This window comes from Flavonifractor sp. HCP28S3_F3 (assembly GCF_052065355.1).
Lineage (GTDB): Bacteria > Bacillota > Clostridia > Oscillospirales > Oscillospiraceae > Flavonifractor.
In genome coordinates this window covers 353,983-377,087 of sequence record NZ_JBQHUF010000001.1, presented here as the reverse complement: position 1 = coordinate 377,087, position 23,105 = coordinate 353,983, and the positions used below count along the sequence as shown (strand labels likewise).

The following is a 23,105-nucleotide window of genomic DNA, read 5'->3' as shown; positions in this document are numbered from 1 at the left end:
GCACAGGGGGGCGCCGGGCCCAGAATAGAAGAAGCGGCCGCGGTGGAGTAACCGCAGCCGCTTTCGGTACGCAGGGTTAGAAGTTTATGTCAACATCCTTGTAGATGGTACCCACGCCCACCGGGAAGAAGGACAGGCCGGTAACACCAGGACGTACCATGGCGGCAGTACCCTTCTGGTAGACGGGCATAATCACGGCATGCTCCATCACCAGTTTCTCTGCCTGCTTCAGGGCCTCCCAGCGGGCCTCGGGATCGGTGGCCAGGACGCCGTTGGCGTCCGCGATGAGCTTGTCATATTCAGCGTTGCTCCACTCACCGTAGTTATAAGTGGAGCCGGTTGTCCACATGTCCAGATAGGTCATGGGATCCGCATAGTCGGGGCCCCAGCGGGTCAGACCCAGCTGGTACTCACGGTTCTGCATCAGCTCAGTGCGGCTCTTCTTGGGCTGAGACTTCATAGTGATGTGCACGCCGGGCAAAGTGGTCTCGATCTCGCTCTGGAGGAACTGAGCGATGGTGGGAGTAGAATCGGAGTCCTCATACAGCAGCTCGATAGTTACCTCGTCCACGCCCAGTTCAGCCTTGGCAGCCTCCCAGTATTCCAGGGCCTTGGCCTTGTCAGTCTCCAGGTAGGTGCCGGCGGTCTCCCGAAAGTCCTTGCCGTCCGGCCCAATGGCCAGCTTGTAGGGGATGGCGAAATTTGCGGGAACGGAACCGTCCTTCAGCAGCTCGTTGCAGATTATATCCTTGTCATAGCTCAAAGCGATAGCCTTGCGCAGGTTCTCATTCTCCAGTCCGCAAGAATATTCCGCACTCTTAGGGTTCAGGTTGGGAGAGAGGTACCACAGATAGCCCTCCTCAATGCGGGTGAAGCCCTCCATGCTCTCATACTTAGATATCTGTTCACCGGAGAGGCGCACATAGTCCAGATCGCCGCTCTCATAAGCCAGCATGGTCTGCTGGGGGTCCTTGATGATCTGGAAGTCAATCTGGTCCAGTTTAACGGAGTCGGCATCATAGTAGGTGGGGTTCTTCTTCAACTGGTAGGTGTTTCCGCCAACCTCCCAGGCGGACATGTAGAAGGGGCCGCAGCAGAGTAGATTGTCTGCTCCCAGGGCGTACTGGTCGCCCTTTTCGGTTGCAAAAGCCTCGTTGATGGGGCAGAAGCTGGGAAAGGTCATCAGATTCAGGAAGTAGGTGACCGGGCGGTCCAATTCCACCACCAGTGTCTTGTCGTCAGCGGCAGACACGCCCAGCTGGTCGGTGGGCAGCTCGCCGGAGATAATGGGAGTGGCGTTCTTTACTGCGGCCACTTCCATCATAAAGCTATACTCGGAGGCATTGGCTGGATCCACCAGCCGGCGCCAAGCATATACGAAGTCATTGGCGGTGACAGGCTCACCATTCATCCAGTTGGCCTCTGCCCGGATGTGAAAAGTATAAACGGTGCCGTCCTCGTTCATCTCGTAGGTCTCACACAGGGCATTGGTGGGCGTGCCGTCAGGTGCAGTTATAAACAGCGGTTCGATGATGGCGGAGATAATTTCCAGACAGTCGGCCTCAGTGGCAATGGTGGAGTCCATGTCGAACAGTTCGGCCATGCGGCCTACCCGCAGGACCTTACCCTCACTGCCATCGCTGGTGACTGGCGCCGAACTGCCGTCACCGGAGGGTTGCTGTCCGGCGGGCACGCCGCAACCAGCCAGCAGACACACCGCCAGCAGGGCGGGAAGGAGCCGTTTGAGTGCTTTCATTGTGATCTCTCCTTTTCTCTTATTTCTTTCCGAACGCCTGTACCGATATGAGCCTGCCCCAAGCTCTCCCGGTACAACATCATTCGTAGCTGCTTGAATTATATCACATATATATATGTTGTCAACAATTTTAAACCGCTTTTATAAAAATACTCCATGCAAGCGAATCTTGAAATTGTACTATATACATAAATAGCAATTGATTTAATGGCAATACAGAGGTGGCATTGCCGAAAAGTAATGTTTCAAGGGCGGGTTCTCCGCTCTCTGATGAGATTTTCTGTTGACGCTGACACAAAAATCTGATATGATAGCATAAATTGGTATGAAATATTAAATACACTCTGTGAGGTGAACCGGCTTATGCCAGACAAAGTATCGCTTGACCGATACGCCGTTATGGGTGTGTCCTACCTGCAGTATAGCTTCTCCGCCTTTCTGGACTCCATGGCAGCCTGTGGATTCCGGCATTTGGATTTTTGGGGCGGCGCTCCCCACTATTGCCGGCTGGACTGGCCCAACCAGCTTGCGGCGGAGCATCAGTTGGCCCGGCTGCGGAAGGAGATTGAAGCCCGCGGCATGGATGTGGTGATGTATACCCCGGAGACGCTGTCCTATCCTTTCTCCCTGGCCAGCCCGGAGAAGCCGATCCGCAAACGGACGGAGGCATATTTTGCCGCCGCCTGTCAGGACGCCCTGGCATTGGGAGTCAACCGTCTCTTCCTCACCAGCGGTTCTGCCCCCCGTGACCTGTCCCGTGCGGACAGCTGGTGCCGTATGCTGGAGAGTGTGGCCCGCATCGCCGAGACCGCCCGCTCCATGGGGGTAAGCCTGGTAGTGGAGGCCCTTCAACCCTATGAATCCAACCTGCTCAACAGCCTGTCCGACATGGAACAGTTGCTGGCGGAAGTCGACTCTCCTGCCCTCCAGGTATGCCTGGATGTGGTGGCCATGGCTACGGCGGGTGAGACCATGGAGGATTGGCTGGACCGGCTTGGAAGGCAGATCTGCTGGGTTCATTTCGCTGACAGTAACCACCAGGTACCCGGAGAGGGGAGCCTGCCTTTGAACCACTGGTTGACGCTACTGCACCAACGGAATTATCAGGCTTACATTGACCTGGAGATCAATGATTCCATGTACTGGGAAAACCCCCACGCCGCTATGCTCCGAACGGCGGCATGGCTCAAGGGGATACCCGGTAGGCAGGAGGAAAATCTATGAGGGCATTGATGATCGGAGATGCCTGTATCGACCACTACCCCCGGCTTGGGCGCAGTTATCCCACAGGCAACGTGGTGGATACCGGGGTGCATCTTCGGAGGCTCGGCTGGGAAGTACTCCTGGTCTCTGCCGTGGGAGACGACGCTTGGGGAGTGCAGCTACGGCAGGCCATGATCCGGGAGGGGCTGGATGTTGCCCGACTGCACACTCTGCCTGGGAAAACCGCGGTCACTGAGATGGATCTGGTTGGTCGGGAGCGGGTTCACGGGGAGTACCGCGAGGGGGTTCTGGCGGAGCTGTCGTTTTCCCCAGAGGATATACAAGCTGCCGCTGGCTGCGCGCTGGTACACACCGCGTTCTGGGGCAAGGCAGAGGGCGTGCTGGCCGGACTGAAAGCCGGCGGGGCCCTGCTCAGCTTTGACTTTGCCACAGGATGGGACAGTACTCTGGCAAGCCAAGTCATCCCGCAAGTGGACGTGGGCTTTTTCTCGCTGGAGGCTGACGGCCCCGAAACCCGCGCTTTCATTCAAAGCTGCGTCCGGCGGGGCATGGCCCTGGCGGTGGCTACCTTTGGAGACAAGGGCAGCCTGGCTTGGGATGGAAGGAAGTGGTACCGCCAGGAGGCGTATCCTGCCCAGATAGTTAACACCGTGGGCGCCGGAGACAGCTTTATCGCCGGCTTCCTGAACGGCTGCCTGCGGCAACTGGGTGTCCAGGCTTCCCTGGCATTGGGCGCCCAGCTGGCCGCCCAGGTGGTTTCGGTGTTTGAGCCCTGGGATTATCGACAGAAGGAGGAGACGGCCAAATGAAGCTAGGGCTATTTACCTCCGGCTATCAGCGCAATTCCATTGAGGATATGTTTGCCGACGCCAAACGCTTTGGGTATGACTATATTGAACTGTGGGGAGGCCGCCCCCACGCATTTCCTCCGGATCTTAAACGCTTCGGGGTCCAGGAGCTGCGGCGGCTCATGGACCGGTATGATATGCCGGTTCCCATTTTTACCCCGGAGACCAACGCATACCCCTACAATTTTATGCTGGGCAACGAGGCCCAACGGAAGGACTCTGTGGACTACATCTGCCTGTGCATGGATATGGCTGTCCAGTTAGGATGCCAAGCTACGCTAATCTCCGCCGCCCATGCTGGCTACCGTGTCGACCAGGCTGAAATTTGGGATCGTTTGCTGCGCTCCCTGGCACAGCTGACCAGCTATGCGGAAAAACTGGGGCACAAACTGATTCTGGAACCCCTTACCCCTTATGAGAGCAATGTGGTCACCACAGTCAATGACCTGCAGCGTGTTTTTGAGGCTCTTCCTTCCCCTGCCTTGGTGGGAATGTGCGACGTGGTGCCCCCCTTTGTTCAGCATGAGAGCATCCTGGATTATTTTGACAAGCTAGGGAGTAAGCTGTACCACATGCACATTGTAGACAGCTATGACAACAGTGACACCCATCTAATTCCCGGGGAGGGAAGCCTTCCCCTGCCGGAGTTAATGGCGGAGCTGCGGGAGCGAGGCTACCAGGGCACAGCCACCATTGAACTGGTGACCAATTATCTCAACGAACCCAGACTCTATGCCAGACGGGCCATCCAACGGCTGCGAACTATGGAAGAGGAGTACTGATATGCGAGTCGATATCCATGTTCACCCCACCTTTTATGAGAGCATCAATCGGGATCCTGCCCGGGAGGAAATACGGCACCGGGTGGTGGACATCCATAAAAATGGACTGGCTCCTCTGGAGCACATCCGGAACCAAATGTCCTGCGCCCGGCTGGACCGCCTCACCCTGCTGGCCCAGGTCTATCCGGCCGATAGCGGCGGGGCCTTGGTATCTAACGATGAAGTAGCTGCCTTGGTACGCCAGAGTCCGGACCTCTTTTTCGGGCTTGGTTCGGTGGATCCCCTGGACCCTGGAGCGTCGGAAGAGGCCGAGCGGGCCTTGGGGGAACTGGGGCTGCTTGGTCTGGCCCTCTATCCGGCAGCCGGAAAGTTCCGCCTGAATGACCCCCGGCTGGAACCCATCTGGTCCATCTGCCGCCGGTATGATCGTCCAGTGCTCCTCCACTTAGGCATGACATGGGAACCGGGACAGTATCTGTGCTGGGGCAACCCGTTATCGGTAGAGCCTCTGGCTATGGTCCACCCAGACTTGCGCATCTGCATCACCCGGTTTGGGTGGCCCTGGGTGCGGGAAACGGCAGCCCTGCTGCTCAAATATCCAAACCTGTATGCCGACACCGGAGTGCTCTACTTTGACTGCGCCAGGGAATTTTACCAACAGACCTTTACCCGGGATATCCCTGTCACCTGGCTGGACCGCTCCCTGCGCCACCAGGTACTCTTTGGATCGGACAACCCTCGGTTTGAGCAGATCCGCATGGCAACCGCCATGGAGGCACTGGGTCTGCGGGAGAATACGCTGGAGCTGATCATGGGGGACAACGCTCTGGAATTTTTGGGACTACGGGAGGTGCATCGGGATTGATTTATCAAAAAGAGCTTTTCCTCCGGACAGAGAGGTACCAGGAATACGTGAAGATCACCGGCCAGGTAGAGCAGATTGTGGTAGAAAGTGGTATCCGGGATGGGCTGGTCACTGTGCTGTCCAAGCACACCACCGCTGGGATCACCGTCAACGAGGGTCTGGAATGTCTGGAAAGCGATATTGAGACTTTCCTTGGCCGTCTGGTGCCGGAGGACGGGGACTACAGTCATGCCCGGATGCTGCGGAGCTACGGCTCCACTGCCGGAAATCCCACCGGTCACTTGCGCGCTTTGCTCACCGGCAACCACTGCCATTTCAGCCTCAGCGGTAGGCGGCTGATCCGAGGGAACGCCCAGGAGATCTATTTCTGTGAATTTGACGGCCCGGCAGTCCGAGATATCCTGGTGATGGTCCAGGGGGAGTAAGCTTGCCGCACGCTTTGGGAGGAGGAAAACGCTGCCGTGTCCCGTAGTTTTATCAACGGAAGTGTTACCAGGCAGCTTTTGCTGTTTGCCCTACCTATGATGGGAGCCCAGTTGCTTCAAGTTACCTATTCCATGGTGGACGCCATGGTGGTGGGGAACTTTGTGAGTTCCAACGCGCTGGGCGCGGTAAGCATCCCGGGCCCAGTGCTGTGGATCGCCTCATCCATTGCCGCTGGCATGGGAGCCGGCACCAATATCATCATTGCCCAATTCTTTGGAGCTGACCGCCAGGAAGACATCCGGGCGGCGGCCAGCACCGGCACCTTCTTCTGTATCTTGCTGGGGCTGGCCGTCAGCGCTCTGTGCATCCTGACTGCCCGCCCGCTCCTCACCGGACTGCTCCAGACCCCTGTGGAAATGTACCGGGACGCCTATGTTTACCTGGTGATCTACAGCGCCGGTTTTCTGTTCCAGATCCTCTATCAGATGTTCTATGGCATCTCCCGCGCCTTGGGGGACTCCAAGGCCGCCCTGGCGTTCCTGCTGATTGCGGCTGTGCTCAATCTGGTGCTGGATCTGGTGTTGGTGGCCGGCGCGGGCATGGGCACCAAAGGAGCTGCCATTGCTTCTGTGGCGTCCCAGGCCGGGTCTGCGGTGGCTGCCCTGGGATATCTACTCTACCGCTATCCCCAGTTGCGGACTGCCCTGCTCCGCCCCCGGTTTCATACCCAGCAGATGGCTCTCATTTTCCGGCTGAGCATTCCGGTAACGGTTCGTATGGCTGTCCAGGCGGCGGGCTTCCTACTGCTTCAACGGCTGGTTAATTCCTTTGGCCCCGCCAGCATTGAGGGGTTTGCAGTTATGGGCAAGACAGAAGAGCTGATGCATATTCCCGTTCTGTGCATGTCGACGGCTCTGTCTTCCTTTGTGGGCCAAAATATGGGAGCCGGCCTGGCAGATCGGGCCGAGTGCGGCATTTACAGCACCTTGCGGCTCACCCTGGCGGCAGAGGCGGTGCTGGGGACGTTGATGTTTCTCTTTGACACCAGGATTCTCAGTCTCTATAACATCACTGGGGAAGCCCTGCTGCGGGGCAGTGAGCATCTGGACCTCATGTGCCTGATGCTGCCAGTGTTTACCGTTCAGGAAATCATCAATGGCGCCCTTCAGGGTGCGGGGGATGTGCGCGCCCCAATCATCTCCAGCTTCACCGACCTGATCCTCCGGTTGAGTGGCACCTGGCTGCTCTCCCTGACGCCGGTAGATTTCCGCTCCATCTATCTGAGCACTCCGCCGGCCTGGATCATTGCCTGCGCCATTTCGGTGACGCGTTTCCGGCGGGGCGCGTGGAAAAACACCCAGCTCATTGTCTCTTCATCCTCCCAAGGCTGAAAAGTCAAAACCTCCGGCTAAGCCGGAGGCTTGAGTAGGCCCTATAAGGGTCTGCTACCGGCAGGCGTCTCAAGACGCACCGAAACTTTTTTCTTCTGCATCACTTGCTCCGCCGCTATTGAAATAGCATGCTTGGTTCTATCAGGAAATTACTCAAATCGCAAGGTTGCTATTTGTCAACTCGCTTCGCTCGTTTCTTGCAGCTAAATCTTTTTTATTTTCACCAGCAGAGCTGGCGGTTCTATTCGCTAAAGCTATACCAAATGAACACAACCACCAACGAAGCTGGTGGTTGTCACTATGCGGGCATAGCCCTTTGTTCTTTGCGGACGCGTGCAACGCGTAATACGGTCTGCCAGCTGTGTGAGGACTGTTACTTGCCGCCCGTAAACGGGCTGCTAGATGGGATTCTCAGTTGCTCGCCCATCTCGTCCTCTTTTAGCTGGTTCCTCACATACTCGGCAATTCGGCTCTCGTTTTTCCCTACTGTATCCACATAGTACCCTCTGCACCAAAATTCTCGGCTCCGGTACTTGTATTTCAACTCGCCGATTTGCTCATACAGCATTGTGCTGCTCTTCCCTTTTAGGTACCCCATAAAATGCGATACTGACAGTTTTGGTGGTATTTCTATGAACAGATGTATGTGGTTGGGGCACGCTTCCGCTTCTATGATTTTTACCCCTTTCCACTCACACAACTGCCGCAGTATTTCCCTATGGCTGCTTTCTTTTCCCGATAAAACACCTTCCTCCGGTACTTTGGGGCAAATACGATATGATATTTGCAATTCCACCGGGTATGGGATAAACTATTGATGTCATTCAGTCCCATCTGGATGTCCTCCCTTTGCTATCTTTTGTGCAGTTGGCAGACCGCACTCCTATTATAGCAAAGGGAGTTTTTTATCTTTTTCATCGCCTTAGGCTTTTTGAAACCACTCGCCTAGCGAGTGGTTTTCTTTATACAACAAGGCGGCGGACACAGATTGTGTCCGCCGCCTTGTGAATTTTAGTCTGAATAATAATGCACCCGGAATGTACATCGATCCGCCCTGGTATAAGTGCGGGCATACTCCACGATGCGGTCCGCTTGGTCCCGACTGATTCCCTGGAACTTCAATACCGCCAGGCTGCTGTCCAGGTCCAGCAAGCGGGCATCGCCCGGGTTCAGCCAGCTCATCTCCAAAGACTGCTCTACCCGGGTGATCCGGATGTTATAGAGCTGATAGACGTCATACAGGGAGAACAGTTTCAGGTCTACCTGTGGTATGGTGTGGATAATGGACCGTGGGATGTAGACCTCCTCCAGAGAATAAGGCTCTTCATCGCTGTAGCACACCCGCTTGATGTAGAAGAGCTCCTCTTCTGGGGTGATGTCCAGCAGTTGGGCATAATAGGGACCCGCTGGGCGAAGGGCCTTGGTGAGCAGTTTAGTGGAGGGTGTGCGGTTCAGATTCTGCATGGTTTGCTTGAATCCCCCCACTGTTTCCAGATCCCGCTCATCTTTTTCGCTCGCCACAAAGACACCCTTACCCTGAATTGGCTTGAGCAGGCCTTCATACACTAAGGCAGAGATAGCCGAGCGCACCGAAAGACGGTGGATGCCATACTGCTCAGCCAGGGCGTTTTCAGAAGGGATCTTAGTACCCGGAGGGTAGTCCCCATTTTCAATTTTATTGCGGATCACTTCCCGCAGCTGGAGGTACAGAGGAGATTGGTAACTGAGCTTTTTCTCCTCCATGGCGTCCTCTCCTTTCTTTTCTCGTGGAATCACCACGCGCCTTGATAGGACAGTGTTACCGAAGCGTTGGCCGCGCCGGCCTGCATGGCTTCCGGGATGGACCCCCCGCCATGTAGGGCGGAGAGGAAACCAGCGATATAGGAGTCTCCGGCCCCCATGGTATCCACCACCTTCACTGGGACGATACCGCCCTGGTAAAATCGCTGACCATCGTAAGCCAAACTGCCCTGGTCGCCCAAGGTAGCCACAACCAGTTCCGGGCCCTTGGCGTGGACTTGTCGCAGAAAATCACGCAGGCCGGGGCTATCCTCCTCCCGAGCAAAAAAGGCGTAGTTGGTGTAGGGCAGAGCTGCCTCCAGTACTGGTCCGTTCTGGGCTGTGGCAAAGTCAAAGGAGATGAGCAAACCACGCCGGCGCAATCGGGGCAGCTCATTCTCCAGCCCGCCCCATAGGGCGGTGTGCATCAGGTCAAAGCCCGCCAAAAAGTCAACATCTGTTTCACTCAGGCAGAAGTCGGCCAGCACGCCCTCATCGTAGTCTCCCAAGATGCGCTCCCCGTTTCGAAGTTCCACCATGGTTACCGCCGTTTTGCCCGGCAGCGTGTGCACATGGGACACGTCTACCCCCTTGTCCGCTATGGCCTGGCGCATCAGACTGCCATATTCGTCCGTACCCACAGCCCCGATATAAGCCGCAGTTCCGCCCAGCCGAACGTTATACACCGCTACATTCACCGGGTTACCGCCAGGAAAGGCCTGACCCGAAGCGGTATATACATCCATACAATTGTCCCCGGCTGTTGCAAGCCTCATTCTGATTCCCTCCGTTCCAATATGCTGGTCATCACCAGTTTGTCCGCGCGGGCAACCGCGCGGCAATACTCCAGCAGCGTCCCGTCCTGGTCTCTGCTCTGGCTCACACTGCGGAACAAAGGACCGTCCGGCTCAATACCCAGCAGTTGCGCCTCTCCTTCCGTGGCCCTGGTAATGGAAATCTTCTCCTCCCCCTCCACCGGCTTGCTGCCGTAGTGTCGGACAAAGAGGTCAAACAGAGATTCCCTGGCCAAATCAAAGCGGTCAATATCCGGATAGCGGTCCACCAGGAAACAAGATGTCTCGATCATAATGGGCGTTCCGTCAACGCAGCGCAACCGCGTCAGCTGCCACAACGGTGTGCCCAGCACCACCCGAAACAGCCGGGAAAACTGCTTGTCGCACTCAATTCGTCCCAAGGAGAGCACCCGGCTCTCCAGTGTCATGCCCTGCTCCTGGGCGGTCTCTGTCAGGGATTTCAGGTCCTGCAAATTTCGGTTAAACTTGGGGCCGGCCACAAAGATTCCAGAGCCGGGCCGGATCTCTAATAAGCCATCCCGCTCCAACTGTGCGATGGCTGAGCGTAATGTACTGCGGTTGAGATCCCACATCTCGCACATCTCCCGCTCCGCCGGAAGCCTGTCCCCGGAGCTCAGCTTCTGTTGGACCAGGTAGGCGGAAATGGCCTCAAAAGCAACCTCCCTTGGCCGGATATGATACCGCTGCGCCATAATGCGCCTCCTTCTTTGCGCTGTATATTTCTATACGAGTAGTATACCATGTTGGACCGGTTAATACAATAGAAATCCAAAATTAACCCGACCGCTACATGCTGGTGCGGCAGTTCAGGCCGCTTTACCGCCCTGACGCAGCCTGATGTATCTGCCGTTTCCCCTGCCTCGATGCGCAAAGCAGGCGGTGAAGGATGTTGGCATGAACAGGTAGAAGGATTATTCCAATTCGGACAAAGCGTATCTGCGAAAGAAACGCACGGAGAGAGGCGCCAACGAGAAAAAGCTCAAGGCGTACCTGCACCCACTTTTGAGCCAGAGATTTCCCCTATAAGCGCAAAACGTAGGCAAATAAGCAGGCCAAATTTGATTCCGATGTGACGATCGTCAGTCCGTCGGAGCTGTTTAAAGCATTGCGCTGACACCCCGCTTTCGACATCTGATTCTATCAGATAGAAAATAGAGCCGCAATCCCTATTGGATAGATTGCAGCGGGGCTGCATAAATTGGGCTACACTGATACCGGGAAGAAACTTAGAGTAAGTTAGAATCTATTTTAACTGACCGGGAAGATGAGGTCTGTTGTTTTCGGAACATTTTGTTTCCGTCTGGTGGTCCATGTTCTCCGGCGCTCTTCTGTGTCCATTGTTTCCGTATACCCTTTCCCAGTGTGGGGCAATCTAAAATATAACAGAGTATTACCTCTGAACCCCAAGAAGTCCTGCCTAAAGAATGTCAGGGTGTTTCAGTTACACTCTGGTTAGGTATGGCTGCTGGAGGCACTTTATACCCCACTGGAAGTCCACCTGCCCAATCATGCTACCATATCCTTAGGGACGGTGTTCCGTTCCGTGATTTGGGCGCAAATTATTTCGATGGGTTCCACCGGGAGCACAAGATTCGGAGCTATCTAAAACGTCTGCAAGCCTTGGGCTGGGAGCCAGGATCTCCACCCGCTGCCGTCTAAAATACTCAAAAATCATCGCCCGGCATGGACATCCGTAGCGGGTAGCTTTGTTGTGCCCTGATGGAGATCGTTTTTCATAATAAAGAAAGTCAGGTCCACCCCAAGCATATTGCTGGCACTAAGCTACTCACATTAGGAAATCTTGCAATTATTTCTCAAGCACTAAATGCGTTATACGAGATAGTGATTGGACTACAAAAAAGTCTGGAAAAGATACAAATAAGCCAGGGCTTGACGCCTGCGCCAAGAGGGACTGGTTATCTTAAATGCTATTTTATTGGAAGACGAATGGACAGAGGAAAAATTGATGCCAGAGCTAAGTGGCTGCATAAGATAGCAGAAACTCTTTGGAATATTCAACCCTAAAACAAAACATAGCGTCAAGGAATGGTAATATTCTCCCTTGGAGCTATGCTTGTTTTTTACCCAACTCTTTCGAACGGTATCACCTTGCACCGGCTCTCCTCCGGCGGATCGGGAGGCTCGGGTTCCAGCTTGGCTGTGGCCGTCTCCATGAAGTCACCGATTTTCTCCGCCGCACCTCTCTGCATATCGTTGGTGATGTGCGTATAGGTGTCCAGGGTAAACCCGGCGCTGTAGTGGCCCAGCATGCTGGACAGGGTCTTTACATCCACGCCGCTGGAGAGGGCCATAGTAGCGAAAGTATGGCGCAGATCGTGGAAGCGAACACGCTCCTCGATGCCGGCCTCCGCCAGCAGTTTCCGGTTGATCCTGGACACCGCGTCCGGGCTCCAGTAGCCGCCGGTGCGGGGCGATGGGAACAGGATGGGGTTGTCCGGATGCTGTTCATGCTCCTTCACCAGCATATCTACCGCCTGCTGGGACAGCGCCACCCTGCGGACGGAGTTCTTGGTTTTCGGCTCCGTCACCACCAACTCCCCGTCAATGCGGGTGACCTGCTTGCTCACCGAGAGAATGCGGTCCTTCACATTCAGGTCGTCCCACCGGAGGGCCAGCAGTTCCCCACGCCGCAGGCCGCTGGACAGTTCCAGGAAGAACATGGGCAGCACGCCGTACTTCTCCGCCTCGCTGAGATATACCCCCAGCTTCTCCGGCGGGATGATGGCCATCTCCTTTTTCTCCTTGGGCGGGATGCGGCAGTTGTCGCAGGGGTTGTAGGGAATGATCCGCTCCTTGACCGCCTGCTTCAGCGCCGAGGAGAGCACCATGTGAATGCGCCGCACCGTGCTTCCGGACAGGGCCGTGTCGGTCTTTTTCTCGAACCGCTGCACCCGCCCGCGGGTCTTGGAGTCGTTGTACATCTTCTGAATCTGGATGGCGGTGAGCCGTTTGAGTTTCACTCCTCCGATGGCCGGTACGATGTGGTTTTCGATCATGTTCTCATAGGTCTTTGCGGTGTTGGGCCGGATCACCGGCTTGCTGTAGGTTTCAAACCACAGCCGGCACCACTCTGCCACGGTGTAATCCTCGTTGTGGTTCACCGGTATGCCCCGGTTGTCCCGGATGGCCCGGTCCAGCTTCTCCTTGCACTCGGCCCGTGTCTTGGCGGATACGCTTTTCTGAATGGCCCGGCCGGTGGCGGGGTCAATCCCCAGGGTGTATCTGCCCTCCCAGCGGCCGTTGGGCTTTCTGCGGATGCTGCCCTCGCCGTTTGCTCGTTTCTTTGCCATTGATTATCCCTCCTTCGGCAATACAAACAAATACCACAGAATCTTTGAAATAGCCACTAAAATATTTCCGTCTTTTTGGCCGCCTGCTCATCGATCCACGCCATGAACTTGTCACGGGGGACGATGATGCGGCTGCCTAGAGTGATGGTGGGGAAATCCTGCCGGTGGGCCACCTCGTAGGCGTGGGCCAGCCCGATACCCAGCACATCGGCCACATCCTGGACGGTAAGCATCAGGGGCAGTTCGTTGAACGAGCTGTACTTGGAGCGTTTCATTGGATTCCTTTCTACCCTTCTCGCGGAAGGGATTTTATTCTTTGTTTTGCGGCCCATTTCCTGCGCCGCTTACATGGTCATGCCGCCCATGGTTTGCTCCTCTACATGGTCATCCGGCTTATGGCCCAGGGCGATCCGCTTTTCCTGGAGCGCCTGAAGCCGCTTGTGGTCAATGTGCAGCCCGGTGCTGGTGGAATCCTCCGGCACATTGTCCCGGAAGATGTTGCCCATGTGGTGGAGAAGCTGTGTGACGGAGAGCAGTACGCCGAGCGATGGGTGCTGCTCCTGCCGCTCCTGCTGCTCCATCTGGTCCACAACGAACTGCGCGTAGGGGTGGCCCTGTATCGCCGCAGCCTGGAGCCAGCCATAGGCAACCTCCTGGTTCTGTTCCGCTCCCTCCCCCATCAGGTACAGCTTGCCCAGCAGATACTGCGCCCAGGGGTTCTGCGCCTCTGCCGCCTGCCGGAGATACTCCGCCGCCCTGTCCACGTCTTTGTGTACATGCTCACCACTGAGATACTCCTTGCCCAGGGCGTAGGCGGCGTAGTCGTTGCCGTTTTGCGCGGCCGCGTTCAGCCATCGGATGCCATCGCTGGGATCGTGTACATCGGGGTCGTCAGAGAGAAGCAGTTTTCCAATCGCATATTGAGCCTGAGGCAGTTCACGCTCCGCCGCCTGCTCCAACCAGTGTCTGGCCTTCTCTGCATCCGGGATCAGCAGCCCGCCGTCCCGATAGAGTGCGCCGGTGAGAAACTGGGCGTGGACATCCCCCAGTTCTGCCAGCTCCTCCAGTTCCGCGGCCGCCCCGTCTCTCTCCACAAGAGGGAATTCCTTGCTGTTTGCCGTCTCCCACAGCTCCAGGCAGGTCAGGGAGATCCCCGCCTGGCTCAGCCATCCGCCCCTGTCCTCCATCTTTTTATCCTCATAGGTGATTTGGTTTTGCCTGATGTGCTCAGCCTCCTGAATCACCGCGTTCTTAATCGCGCGGAACTCTTTCTGTTCCGAGAGCGGCGGGCGCTGCCGATCCTTCTCAGAGTAAAAGTCATTCACTTTGCACTGCAGCTCCCACCACTTCTGATAGCACCTGTCCACAACAGGCAGGCGCTCCATCCGGTTTACGATCTCATCCACCTGCTGCTTCAATGGTTTCGGGAGATACCCATAAGACTTCTTACCCTTCACTTCGCCAAGTTGCTGGGAAAGATTTTGCATCATCCGCTCCGTCTCAGAATCTCCGCAGACCGACTCACTCATCTGCCGGGACAAGTCCAGCATGGCTTTCCGGGTCTCCCGCACCAGTTCGTCCCGGCTTTCAGACTCCTGGTACAGAATGAGTTCAAATACGCTAAGAGAAAAGCTGCTGTGTACTTCTGCCTTCTTCTCTTTCGCAAAGGTCCGCTGCTCCTCAGTGAGATTGCCGCGTTGTTCATCACAGAGAAACAGCATCACTGCACTTTCATCCATGGTATCATTATGACTTTCATTGTATCGATTGATGATGTACCACTTTGTTTTTACTGTGCGCCGGGCGGCGAGCACAGGCGTATGCTCGATCAGGCTGTTAAGAATTCTCATCAACATAGTTTGCACCTTCCTTTCTCTCCAGCGCATCCATGCGCTGCTTTGCCTTCTGCTGTTCCAATGCCAGGTCAGCCATATGCTTTCCGGGACTGCTCCAGTCTGAATGAGCTCACACTTCCGGAAGGGTTGACTACGCTGGAAAGTTACGCCTTCTCCGGCTGTTCCGGCCTCCGCTCTGTCTCTGTACCTGGTTCTTTGGGCACTCTGAACAATTCTGTTTTCTCCGACTGCTCCGGACTTCAGGAACTGACCTTAGGGGAGGGTCTCTCTGCCATTGGAGCCAACGCCTTTAAAGGATGCACCTCTCTGACCAGTCTCTCCTTCCCAGCCTCCCTCACCTCTCTGGCAGGACAATCTTTCTATAACTGCACTGGACTGTCCCAGCTTAACTATCCCACCGGCTGGAGCAAAACGCTCCCCTACAGCGGCTACAGCTATGCTCAGGAGTACGCAGAACAACACGATATTCCGGTCTCCCATGCGCCCATTCTCCAAGGCAGCCGTGCTCTCTCCGGCACGGTGCTGGATGCAGAGGGGGCAGGTGTGAGCGGGGTCCTGGTTACCGCCTATGACCTCACTGACAGCTGCACGCTGGAGACTGTACAGACCGGATCGGACGGAAGCTGGTCCATTGGCGTGCCCAAGGAGCACAGGATCCAGATCAGCTATTACAGCACGGAATATGCCCTCAGCACCTCCGTGGTCAGGATTGAGGCCGGAACTGAAGCCGAAGTGCTCTCCACCGTCACCGCGTCTCCCCTTTCCGGCTTCGTGGTGGCTGATGAATCGGAGCTGACCTGGAAGGTCCTCAACGGCTCGAACTGTCAAATCACCGGCTACAGCGGCACTGCAGACAAGGTGATCCTGCCTATGACCATTGGCCAGTACACTGTCCAGAGCATTGGGAGCAGGGCTTTCGAGGACAATACCGGTCTAAAGGGCGTAATTCTGCCGCCTTCTGTCACCGAGATTGGCAGCTATGCTTTTTCAGGGTGCACCAGCCTGTCCGAGCTGACCTTGGCTGAAGGCCTACTCTCTATCGGCGCCTATGCTTTTGAGGACTGCACCAGCCTGATCAGCGTATCTCTTCCAAGTAGCCTTACCTCCCTGGCGGGCCGGGCCTTCTACAACTGCACCGGACTGTCTCAGGTGGAGTATCCCACCAGCTGGAGCAAAACGCTCCCTTATGGTAACTATAGCTATACCAGCCCCTTCCAGGGCTGCACCGCCCTCACCTCAGTTACCATTCCGGAGGGAGTTACCCAAATTCCGGACTATGCTTTCCAAAATTGTTCGAGTTTGGTAACCGTTTCTCTGCCTGACTCCCTCACCACCATCGGAGAATACACGTTCGACGGCTGTTCTGGTCTGGCTGAGTTGACTCTGCCCACCGGGCTAAAGTCCATCGATAGTTACGCCTTCCGAGGCTGCTCCGGTCTGACCGAGCTCACACTTCCGGAGGGGTTGGCCACTCTGGAGAGCTACGCCTTCACCAACTGCACTGGACTGAAATCAGTCGCAGTACCCGGTTCTTTGGGCACTCTGAGCAGTTCCGTTTTCTCCGACTGCTCCGGACTTCAAGAGCTAACCTTGGGAGAGGGCCTCTCCACCATCGAAGCTAATGCCTTCAAGTGGTGTACCTCGCTGACCAGCCTCTCCTTCCCCACTTCTCTCACCTCTCTGGCAGGACAGGCTTTCTATAACTGCACGGGACTGTCCCAGCTTAACTATCCAACCGGCTGGAGTAAAACGCTTCCCTACAGCGGCTACAGCTATACCAGCCCCTTCCAAGGCTGCACTTCCCTCACCTCAGTTACCATTCCGGAAGGCGTCACCCAAATCCCGGACTACGCCTTCCAGAACTGCTCCAGCTTGGTTAGTGTCTCTTTGCCTGACACACTGACCAAGATGGGCACCTATGCCTTTAATGGCTGCGCTCAGCTATCAGAGATCCAGTGGTCGGCCGCGCTGACACAGATCCCTGATTATGCCTTCCAGAACTGTACTGACCTGGACACGTTGGAGCTGCCTGAAAACCTGCAGAGCATCGGAAGAAATGCTTTCTCCGGCTGCTCGGGCCTGCGGCAAATCACCTTCAACGATACCTTGGAGGTCATCGGAAACAATGCCTTCCAGAACTGTACCGGTCTTGTGACGCTTGTGTGCAACGATGGACTAAAGACGATCTCCGACTATGCCTTCTCAGGGTGCGGCAATCTGACGACTGTAAACATCCCCAAGTCCGTCTCTGCCTGCGGCTCCAACAGCTTCCAGAATTGTCCCAAAGTCACTCTGTACTGCTACTCTGGTACGGCTGCCCACTATGCGGCGGAAGCGGCTGGCTGGAATTACCTTCTGCTGGACCAGCACGAGCACAGCTTCGAGGAAACTGTGGAGACTGCCGCTACCTGCACCAGAGGCGGATCAGCCCGCTATACCTGTACCCTGTGCGGCTATCAGTACGTCGAGGTGCTGGAGCCACTGGGCCATTCCTACGAGGAAGAAACGGTTCCTCCCACCTGTACCCAGCAGGGCTATACACTCCATACCTGCACCCGCTGCGGTGACACCTACCGGGATCAGTATACCGAACCGTCAGGCCATTCCTACGGACCGTGGATCGTAGATCGGGAGGCCACCTATTGGGAAGAGGGCAGCATGCACCGGGAGTGTTCCATAGATGGTGCAGTAGAAACCCAAGTCATCCCCAAGCTGGAGGCCTCGGAGGATATGGGCACTGTCCGTTTCACTGTGGTCAATGCTCAGAGCCTGGAGCCGCTTTCCGGCGCTCAGATCCTGGCCACGCTGGAGGATGGCACCGAGGTATCGGCGGTCACTGACGAAAGCGGCAAGGCTCAGCTGCTGCTGCCTCAGGGCCAGCAGGCCATCTGCGTCACCGCCGCCGGTTGTCAGCCCCGCAGCTTCCGTATCACAGTCACCAGCGGACTCAACGAGCTGCCTGCGGTAGGCATGAGCAGCCAGCCGGTCTACGACGCAACCGTGACCTCCCATCGCATGTCCTATGACGAGATCCTGGAAGCAGGAATCGATGTAGACGCGGTTGGCAATCAGCATGTATATAAATACGAGCTCAAATTGGTTTTTGAGCCTGAAATCGACTGGCTGAGCCTAACCTACTACATGGGCGAATTTGGCTACCTGTTCGGCGGCTTCGGTACCGGCAGCGGAAGCGGCGGCGGCAGCGGCGGCAGCTCTGGCGGTGGAGGCGGAGGCGGAAGCGGGAGTTCCTCCGTGGTCTGGATCGACGACGGAGAGGGCAAAGGTCACTTTTTCCTGCCCTCCGGCTCCTCGAACGACGGAGAGAGCCTCACCATCTACCCGGTCAGCGAGTATTTCTACCTCATCATCCGGGGCGAGGTCCGCTGGCTGAAAGAGATGTTTGACGTGGAGATGCTGGTGGTCAACAACTCTATGACCGACACGCTGGAAAACCTGAGTGCCACGCTGGAACTGCCGGAAGGTCTGTCCCTGGCAGCGATGGTGGGCTCACCCCAGACACTGACTCAGTCCCTCCCCGACCTGGCCGGCGGTGAGAGTCACTCCGTCCACTGGTATGTGCGGGGCGACACCGCGGGGAGCTATTCAGTCAATGCCCGCCTCCAGGGTAAGATCATGCCCTTTGAGGAGGAGATCGACCAGACCTTCATCTGCCAGAATCAGTTGCAGGTATGGGCGGGCAACGCGCTCCACCTTCACTTTGAGTTCCCCAGCTCCACCTACTACAATGACGACTATCCCATCACCATTACCCTGGAGAACGTCTCCAACATCACCCTGTATAACCTCAGCCACAAGGTCCAGATCGAGCAGGGCATGATTTATTATTACGCCGACGGTACCACCAAGGAAAAGATCGATACCTCCCAGTGGTATTCCTCCCGAACCATACGGGAATTCCGACCAGGCGACAAGCTTATCATGGAGATGACAGTGAACATCTTCTTTGAGTCGGAACTGGCCGAGCAGCAGTTGGAGAAGCTGATCGGGATGGTGGACGGCGCGGAACAGATGCTCAATGCCTTCAAGGCGGTGAAGGCCGGCATCAATGCCGCGCAGACGCTGCAGAAAACAGTCACCGGCGCCATCAAAGCCCTGGATGGCTTTGACTTCAATCTGCAGAATGAGGACGCTAAAAAGCTGGAGCTCTTCTCTCAGCTGCACAAAAAGCTCTCCACCTTGTACACCTCCTACTCCTCCACCGGAGACAAGACTTTAGACGCCCTGCTGAAAATGGGCAACTCGGGAGTTACCGCCTCCCTGGACGCCATGTCACAGGATCCCGGAAAGTGGCTGAAAGAAACCGCCTATGAGGACCTGTCCAAGCTGGTCAAGCAGGTGGACGCTCTGGGCAATCAGCTGGCCTCCGGCGGCGGAGAGAGCCGTAAGTTTGATATCTTTGACTCCATCCGCACGCTGATCTCCGCAATTCCTATCCGCTTTGTTCTCGCAGGTGTGTTCATGACGGAGGACGAGGATAACACGACCAGTATTCCCTGGTCCTATTCCACCACGCCGGGACACGTCCAGTATTTCGGCGTGACGGATTTGAGCAGGACGCTGATGGCTTACATTCAGTATGGCTTTGGCTCCATGTATGAGGACACCGTGCCCGGTATCCTTCAGCTGGTCCCCGGTCTGGACGATCCCTTCCACAAAGACGAAGCGATCCAATACCTCCAGACAGTTGAAGATCAAATCACCCAGCTGAAAGCCACCTCAGCCTCCGGCAACACGAGCTTCCGGGTATGGCTGGAGCGGGCGGATTCCTCCCTGGGGCTGCTCTCCGCTGAAGATACAGCCGCAGACTTTATCCTATCCTGTGATAACGATACCGCAGTAATGGAGAATGGCGTGCTCACCTTCACCGGAGACGGCTTGATCTCAGTGACGCCCACCAGCCAGGCAGGCGGTATCCTGCACATTGAGGACAGCGAGGGAAACACCTATACCTACCAGCTCGGCGTAGTCGCCCCCCACACCTGTACTCCAGGGGAACGAGAAGTGGTGGTCCAGCCCACAGAGGCCTATGACGGCTTTGCTGTACGCTGCTGTCCGGTGTGCGGCGACATTATGGAGGTAGAGCTGCTGACTGTGGAAGACCTCTGCTCGGATCATCAATTTGGCCCATGGGAAACGGAGACCGAAGCCACCCATACGGCTGGCGGACTTCAGCATAGGCTGTGCGCAGTATGCGGTGCAGTGGAGTACCGCGCCACAGAAAAGCTTTCCTATACGCAGGAGGAACTGCCGGTAACGATCAGCAGTGACACCGCCGGCACCCAGACCGCTGTCCTGACCAACCGGTCCGGCGAAACGGCCGATGTCCATATGATTCTTGCCGTATACAGTTCCGATGGGCAGATGCTTGCCAGCCGGGCTGTAGCGAAGGAGCTGAAGCCTGACGAAACGCTGGACCTTACGCTCCAATACGCCGCCGACGCCAGCACAGCAAAAACAGTCGTCTATCTGTTGGATCCTTTGACGCTGGCTCCGCTCTGCCAAAAGTGGCAGGTTTCAGAATCCTAATTTCGCTTATCCCAGGATCGCCCTCTGCGCCAGACCGAGTCTGACACAGAGGGCGATCTCATCGTATACGGAAATTCTGCCGGAGGGAATTGCCTTTCTTTTCGTAAAACCGTATAATGTCGACAAGGTTACTTCCATGGGATAAGATTTGTCCTTTATTTGCCAAAATGTATGATAACAAGGAGAAACCAATGAAATTTATCATTGAGCACCTTTCAAAGCACTTTGAGCAGAAAGAGGTCTTGAAAGACATTGATTTTACCTTCCAGGAGGGAAAGATCTACGGTCTGCTGGGACGAAACGGCGCCGGTAAGACAACGCTTTTTAACTGTCTGAACCGCGATCTCAGAGCTGACGGCGGTACCTTCTTTCTGGAAGAGGACGGCGTGCACCGAGAAGTGGCAGCAGAGGACATCGGGTACGTTCTCTCCACCCCCACCGTACCAGAATTTCTGACGGGTCGAGAGTTTTTAAAATTCTTTTTGGACATCAATGGGTCTTCCATCCAAACGCCCAAGTCTCTGGACGAATACTTTGACATGATGAGTATTGCGCCCGAAGATCGGGATAAGCTGCTCAAGGACTACTCCCACGGCATGAAGAACAAAATGCAGATGCTCATCAACATCATTGCCCAGCCGAAAGTTCTGCTGTTGGACGAGCCTCTGACCTCTCTGGATGTGGTGGTAGCTGAGGAAATGAAGCAGCTGCTTCGCTCCCTGAAAGATGGCAGGATTACCATCTTTTCCACCCATATTATGGATCTGGCCCTGGATCTCTGCGACGAAATTGTGCTGCTCAGTCATGGAGAGCTGGAGGCCGTGGAAAAGTCCAATCTGGACAATCAGGAATTCAAGGAAAAAATCATTGCGGCGCTGAAAGAGGAAAGCTATGCTTAAAACACTGCGCATTTCTTTTTCCCTGAGGAACACTTACCGGGTTAACGGCATTTTGTACTCCCTGAAGCAGATCCCATTGCTGGGTCGCCTCCTCCCTGCCACCCTGTATCAGGTCAGGGGACTCAAGATTTTTGCCAATGTCCTGTCGGTGCTGTGGGAACTCATATCCATCTTCCTTTTTAAGTTCATCTACTTCCTGACTATGGTCTGCGGCCTGGGGCTTCTCTATCAGGCCCCGCCCTCCCAGCTGCTTTTCCTACATATCCTGCTGTTCCTGACGCTGATCGGCTCGTATATGAACACCAGTCTTTTTGACCCTACCCGGGATAAGTACTATGCTATGATCCTCATGCGGATGAACGCCCGGTCTTATACGCTGGTCAACTATGGCTATGCTTTATGCAAGACCGTGATAGGCTTCCTCCCCTGTACCATTCTGTTTGGACTGGATCGCGGCGTTCCGCTCTGGCTCTGCCTGCTGATTCCTTTCTGTGTGGCAGGAGCCAAGCTGGCCGTAGCCGCCTATTCCCTGCGGGATTACGAAAAAAGCGGCTATGTGCGCAATGAGAATAAGCTGCAAAAATTTGCCTGGCTGCTGACAGGTATATTGCTGGTGCTGGCCTATCTTTCCCCGGCGCTGGGGTTTGTGCTGCCGCTGAAGGTTTCCGCTGTTTTGTGGCTGATATGGATCCCGGCAGGTCTTCTCTGTCTCCGGCGGGTCCTGACCTTTCGGTATTACCGGGAGATAAATCAGGAGCTGCTCTCCCAAATGCTCTCCCAGATGGACACCGTCAAAAATGCAGTCAAAACTGCCAGTGAAAAGACTATCTCCGCGGACACCACCATTACCAGCCGCAAAAATGGATTTGAGTATCTAAACGAGCTATTCATCAAGCGGCACAAAAAAATTTTATGGAAATCCACCACCCGGATCGCCGGTGTCTGCGCAATTCTCTGCTGCGGCATTATATTGCTCATGGTCCTGCAGCCAGGAACAAAAGCAGACATCAATCATATGGTAATGACCTGGCTCCCATATTTCACATTCATCATGTACATAATCAATCGAGGCACCGGCTTCACCAAAGCGCTGTTTATGAACTGCGACCACAGCTTGCTGACCTACTCTTTCTATAAGCAGCCCGGTTTCGTACTCAAGCTGTTCCAGATCCGCCTGCGGGAGATCATGAAAATCAACGCCGTACCAGCCCTGGTCATTGGCGTGGGCCTCTGTTTGATCCTCTGCCTCTCCGGCGGAACGGACAATCCCCTCAACTATGTGGTGCTGCTGGTTTCCATCCTGACCATGAGCATGTTCTTCTCCATCCACTATTTGACCGTCTATTATCTGCTGCAGCCCTATACAGCGGGAACGGAGATGAAGTGCGGAACTTACCGCATCGTGATGATCTTGACTTATGTGGCATGCTATGCGATGATGAATCTCCGACTGCCGATCTTGATATTTGGCGTGGCGTGCATCATCTTTTGCGTGCTGTACTCCATCGTCGCCTGCATCCTGGTCTATAAATTCGCACCCAAAACCTTCCGGCTGCGTACATAAAAGCAGCAGCAGATGGATCCGCAGCTGCGCCACCAATGGGAG

At 55.6% G+C, this 23,105-nt stretch carries 17 protein-coding genes and 1 pseudogene; 10 read left to right on the top strand and 8 right to left on the bottom strand.

Features of this window, described 5'->3' with window-relative positions:
* Positions 1-76: 76 nt before the first annotated feature.
* Positions 77-1,756 (bottom strand): peptide ABC transporter substrate-binding protein, encoded by a 1,680-nt coding sequence (locus ACTNB1_RS01890; RefSeq protein ID WP_441167582.1) that lies wholly within the window; start codon positions 1,754-1,756, stop codon positions 77-79.
* Between the two features lie 363 nt (positions 1,757-2,119).
* On the opposite strand from ACTNB1_RS01890, the gene ACTNB1_RS01885 reads away from it, so the two are divergent.
* From ACTNB1_RS01885 to ACTNB1_RS01860, 6 genes are read left to right on the top strand one after another with little or no spacing between them, the layout of a single operon-like run.
* The gene (locus ACTNB1_RS01885; protein ID WP_441167581.1) at positions 2,120-2,980 is read left to right on the top strand and encodes a sugar phosphate isomerase/epimerase family protein; all 861 of its coding nucleotides are present in this window, start codon (positions 2,120-2,122) and stop codon (positions 2,978-2,980) included.
* Positions 2,977-3,789 (top strand): fructoselysine 6-kinase, encoded by an 813-nt coding sequence (gene frlD, locus ACTNB1_RS01880; RefSeq protein WP_441167580.1) that lies wholly within the window; start codon positions 2,977-2,979, stop codon positions 3,787-3,789. The genes ACTNB1_RS01885 and frlD (ACTNB1_RS01880) overlap by 4 nt, the downstream gene beginning before the upstream one ends.
* A complete protein-coding gene (frlC, locus tag ACTNB1_RS01875; RefSeq protein WP_441167579.1) occupies positions 3,786-4,610 on the top strand; it encodes a fructoselysine 3-epimerase in 825 nt (274 codons plus the stop codon). Before frlD (ACTNB1_RS01880) ends, frlC begins: the two co-directional genes overlap by 4 nt.
* 1 nt (position 4,611) lies before the next feature.
* Entirely contained in the window at positions 4,612-5,475 is an 864-nt protein-coding gene (locus ACTNB1_RS01870; RefSeq protein WP_441167578.1) for an amidohydrolase family protein, read from the top strand.
* Complete coding sequence (locus ACTNB1_RS01865; RefSeq protein ID WP_441167577.1) at positions 5,472-5,900, top strand: secondary thiamine-phosphate synthase enzyme YjbQ; 429 nt, start codon at positions 5,472-5,474, stop codon at positions 5,898-5,900. Before ACTNB1_RS01870 ends, ACTNB1_RS01865 begins: the two co-directional genes overlap by 4 nt.
* A gap of 36 nt (positions 5,901-5,936) precedes the next feature.
* Entirely contained in the window at positions 5,937-7,292 is a 1,356-nt protein-coding gene (locus ACTNB1_RS01860) for an MATE family efflux transporter (protein WP_441167576.1), read from the top strand.
* A gap of 373 nt (positions 7,293-7,665) precedes the next feature.
* On the opposite strand, the pseudogene tnpA reads toward ACTNB1_RS01860, so the two are convergent.
* From tnpA to ACTNB1_RS01840, 4 genes and pseudogenes are all read right to left on the bottom strand, one after another.
* Positions 7,666-8,126: pseudogene (gene tnpA / locus ACTNB1_RS01855) on the bottom strand (IS200/IS605 family transposase).
* A gap of 177 nt (positions 8,127-8,303) precedes the next feature.
* Positions 8,304-9,035 (bottom strand): GntR family transcriptional regulator, encoded by a 732-nt coding sequence (locus tag ACTNB1_RS01850; protein ID WP_441167575.1) that lies wholly within the window; start codon positions 9,033-9,035, stop codon positions 8,304-8,306.
* 29 nt (positions 9,036-9,064) lie between these two features.
* Positions 9,065-9,817, bottom strand: coding sequence for a fructoselysine 6-kinase (frlD, locus tag ACTNB1_RS01845; RefSeq protein ID WP_441167574.1), 753 nt, complete (start codon positions 9,815-9,817; stop codon positions 9,065-9,067).
* A 26-nt stretch (positions 9,818-9,843) separates the two neighbouring features.
* Positions 9,844-10,578, bottom strand: a complete 735-nt coding sequence (locus ACTNB1_RS01840) for a GntR family transcriptional regulator (RefSeq protein WP_441167573.1) — start codon at positions 10,576-10,578, stop codon at positions 9,844-9,846.
* A gap of 1,027 nt (positions 10,579-11,605) precedes the next feature.
* Between ACTNB1_RS01840 and ACTNB1_RS01835 the strand changes: the two genes are divergently transcribed.
* Positions 11,606-11,911, top strand: a complete 306-nt coding sequence (locus ACTNB1_RS01835) for a hypothetical protein (protein WP_441167572.1) — start codon at positions 11,606-11,608, stop codon at positions 11,909-11,911.
* Between the two features lie 56 nt (positions 11,912-11,967).
* Here the strand turns inward: ACTNB1_RS01835 and ACTNB1_RS01830 are convergent, their stop codons facing one another.
* From ACTNB1_RS01830 to mobL, 3 genes are all read right to left on the bottom strand, one after another.
* On the bottom strand, positions 11,968-13,197 hold the full coding sequence (locus tag ACTNB1_RS01830; RefSeq protein ID WP_441167571.1) for a tyrosine-type recombinase/integrase: 1,230 nt from the start codon (positions 13,195-13,197) through the stop codon (positions 11,968-11,970).
* A gap of 56 nt (positions 13,198-13,253) precedes the next feature.
* Positions 13,254-13,472, bottom strand: coding sequence for a helix-turn-helix domain-containing protein (locus tag ACTNB1_RS01825; RefSeq protein ID WP_021747520.1), 219 nt, complete (start codon positions 13,470-13,472; stop codon positions 13,254-13,256).
* A 69-nt stretch (positions 13,473-13,541) separates the two neighbouring features.
* Positions 13,542-15,053 carry a relaxase MobL gene (mobL, locus tag ACTNB1_RS01820; RefSeq protein WP_441167570.1) on the bottom strand — a complete coding sequence of 504 codons (1,512 nt, stop codon included), beginning with the start codon at positions 15,051-15,053 and terminating at the stop codon, positions 13,542-13,544.
* Between the two features lie 126 nt (positions 15,054-15,179).
* On the opposite strand from mobL, the gene ACTNB1_RS01815 reads away from it, so the two are divergent.
* From ACTNB1_RS01815 to ACTNB1_RS01805, 3 genes are all read left to right on the top strand, one after another.
* Positions 15,180-20,600 (top strand): leucine-rich repeat protein, encoded by a 5,421-nt coding sequence (locus tag ACTNB1_RS01815; protein ID WP_441167569.1) that lies wholly within the window; start codon positions 15,180-15,182, stop codon positions 20,598-20,600.
* 191 nt (positions 20,601-20,791) lie between these two features.
* Positions 20,792-21,499, top strand: coding sequence for an ABC transporter ATP-binding protein (locus ACTNB1_RS01810; protein WP_441167568.1), 708 nt, complete (start codon positions 20,792-20,794; stop codon positions 21,497-21,499).
* A complete protein-coding gene (locus ACTNB1_RS01805) occupies positions 21,492-23,063 on the top strand; it encodes a hypothetical protein (protein WP_441167567.1) in 1,572 nt (523 codons plus the stop codon). Before ACTNB1_RS01810 ends, ACTNB1_RS01805 begins: the two co-directional genes overlap by 8 nt.
* Positions 23,064-23,105: the final 42 nt, after the last annotated feature.